The organism is Gordonia sp. AC31 (genome assembly GCF_031844505.1).
GTDB lineage: Bacteria > Actinomycetota > Actinomycetes > Mycobacteriales > Mycobacteriaceae > Gordonia > Gordonia hongkongensis.
This window is the reverse complement of sequence record NZ_JAUZVK010000064.1, coordinates 1-2,644: the sequence shown is the minus strand read 5'-3', so window position 1 is coordinate 2,644 and position 2,644 is coordinate 1. Positions and strand designations below refer to the sequence as shown.

Sequence of the window (2,644 nt, the reverse complement as noted above, 5' to 3'; positions counted from 1 at the left end):
GACCGTCGGCCAATCTGCGCCCCAACCACCGTGCTCCTCGGGTACCGCGAGCGCCAGCAGACCACTTAGGCGTAAGTCCTCTTTCTCACGGGTGGCTGGCCCCCCATCGCGATCCCGTTCGACGATTCCCTCCCGCCAGCTTGCAGCAAGGTCTCGAGCCACCGCGAGAGGATCGCCCGCCCGCCGGTCGGTGGCCGCCGCCGTGTCGTCGGTGACTGTCATTCGTATTCTCCAATCGCTGATGTGCCGGCCGCGCATGTACGCAGGCTCGTCTGCAGAAATTCCGGGGCCGACCAATCAGTCAGGTCGATCGCCTTATCCACCAGATCGTGGTCGACCAGGTACCGCTGTGTCGCAGCAAGGACAGTGAGCGCATCGTGGTCGAGGGTGGGTACTAAGTTGTCGGTGAAGTGCTCGCCGAAACCGCGTGTCACCGCAGTCTCGCTAACACCGAGGTTGCGGGCATGAATCGCGACTGTCTCGGTCAGATGATCGCGCGCCCAGGAGCCTGCCCGGACCACCGTATCCACCAGATGCTGCACGAGTGACGGGTTCTTATCGACGAGTTGCGCGCTGATTGTCCAAACGCTGGCGTAGTGGCTTGTCCTGTCCAAGCTCAGGTCACGCAGCGGTCTAACACCGGTGAGGTCTTCGAACTCCGCGGACCACGGAAGCCAGCTGAATAGCGCATCGACCGTCCCCCCGGCAAAGACTTGTGCCTGATGGGCCCCGACGGCGGGAAAGAGGTCCGAACCGTTCACTGATGCCGATGCGCTGAGTCGGTCCTGCGGTAAGTCGACTCCCGCCGTCTCAATGGGTACGAGCTCGATATCGTTTACTGTTACGCCGGAGTGACGAAGGGTGTGCTGCAGGGCTCGCGCCTCCCAAGTGCCCAGTGCGACGAGAGTCTGGCGCCACGGGTCGAGCTGTCGGTAGTCACCAAGGTCGCCGCGCAGGATCCGGATTGCCGATGCGGATACGCCGACACGATGCCCCGCCAGTTGCTCCGGTGCGGTCAGGGTGGGGTCGGCCGCGTAAAAGCCCAGCTTTCCCTCGAACAGGGTGACGCCCAGGAGGCGTGTGCGACCCGGTGCACGCAGGCCCTCACTCACCAACGGCGGGATCTCTCCGCCGAATCGGGTGTAAGCGGGATGATCGTAGGTGAAGTGCAAGGAGCCCAGCGGCCCTCCCAGCACGTCCAGATTGATGCCAGCCTCGGCGAGCAACTGCGACTCGCGGCCAACCAGCAGGGCGTTGGGAACAGGGCAGTTGCTGTACGCGAGGGTGTGGACCGCTGAGCTGGTGTCGGTCACAGCGCCGCCGCCCCGCTTGGCAGTTCCAGGCCGAGGTGGTCGCGCAGCGTTGATCCCTCATACTCGTCGCGGAATACCCCACGTTCTTGCAACAGCGGCACCACCTGGTCGACAAAGTCCTCGTAAACGCCGGGCAGATAGGCGGCGGAGATGATGAACCCATCAGCCGCTCTCGCATCGAAGTACTCGACCAGTCTGTCGGCGATCTGGGTGGGCGTTCCTCCCCACTGCGGGACAAAACCCACGTTCGTGCCATAACGCTTTCCAAGGTCGGCCAGTGTCAGATCCTCGCCGTCGCTCGCAACCGTGGAGAACATGTGGAGCATGGTGGGGATGTGCGCGTCCCCCAAGCTCGCGACGATGTCGGAGTACTTCGCGTCTAGGGGGAAGGCGGACAAGTCGATTCCACTATGACTCGACAACGTCGACAGACCGACCTCGGGGTGGACGAGACCGTTGATGTATTCGAGGCGATCGCGTGCGATCGCCTCGGTCTCCCCAAGTATGGGCATGACAGCTGTGAAAACCTTCGTGGCGTCGGGGTTGCGACCCGCGGCACTCACTTGCCCCTTGATGTCCTGGTACGTGCGCTGCATCATCTCCAGCGTCGGCGAGATGCTGAACACGGCGTCGGCCCACTGGCCCGCGAAACGTCTACCGCGAGGCGACAATCCGGCCTGGAGGAGTACTGGCTCGCGCTGACTTGAAGGGGGGATTTGCAGGGGGCCGCGCACGTCGAACCAGTCACCACGGTGATCGACGTAATGAACTTTCTTAGGATCAGCGAACCGGCCGCAGATCTTGTCCAACAGCAGCGCATCATCGTCCCACGAGTTCCACAGCTTACGTACGACCTCGACGAACTCGTCCGCGCGGTCGTAACGGGTGTCGTGTTCAAGATGAGCATCGATTCCGAAGTTCTTTGCCTCTGAATCGTTCAGCGATGTCACGATGTTCCACGACACCCGCCCGTCGGACAGGTTATCCAGCGTTGCCAGGATACGGGCGACGTGAAACGGCGGGTAATACGTGGTGGAGATGGTGGCTCCAAGTCCCAACCGGTCGGTCACGGCGGCCATCGTCGCCACCACCGTGGCGGGCTCGAGTGCGATCGCGCCCTGGCCGCCCAGTCCGACGCCTGTTTGCAGATCATGGCCGTAGCTGTCCTCGACTGCGAGAGCATCCGGAAGGAAAAGAAGATCAAACTTTCCGCGTTCAAGGGTCTGAGCGATCTTCTTATAGTATGCACCGGAAAGAAAATCGTTAGTTGCTGCGGATCTAGTGTCCTGAGTCATTAATTTCCGTTCGGTTGTTAGGCTAGGGAATGGCAG

At 62.0% G+C, this 2,644-nt stretch carries 2 protein-coding genes and 1 pseudogene; all 3 read right to left on the bottom strand.

Annotation, left to right across the window (positions count from 1 at the left end; translation table 11 throughout):
• Window positions 1-222 (bottom strand): annotated as a pseudogene (locus Q9R39_RS24515) (dibenzothiophene desulfurization protein C); the annotation flags it as partial.
• Window positions 219-1,313 carry a hypothetical protein gene (locus Q9R39_RS24510; protein ID WP_004022072.1) on the bottom strand — a complete coding sequence of 365 codons (1,095 nt, stop codon included), beginning with the start codon at window positions 1,311-1,313 and terminating at the stop codon, window positions 219-221. The pseudogene Q9R39_RS24515 and the gene Q9R39_RS24510, both read right to left, overlap by 4 nt.
• On the bottom strand, window positions 1,310-2,608 hold the full coding sequence (locus tag Q9R39_RS24505) for an LLM class flavin-dependent oxidoreductase (RefSeq protein WP_068970850.1): 1,299 nt from the start codon (window positions 2,606-2,608) through the stop codon (window positions 1,310-1,312). The genes Q9R39_RS24510 and Q9R39_RS24505 overlap by 4 nt, the downstream gene beginning before the upstream one ends.
• Between the last annotated feature and the right edge of the window lie 36 nt (window positions 2,609-2,644).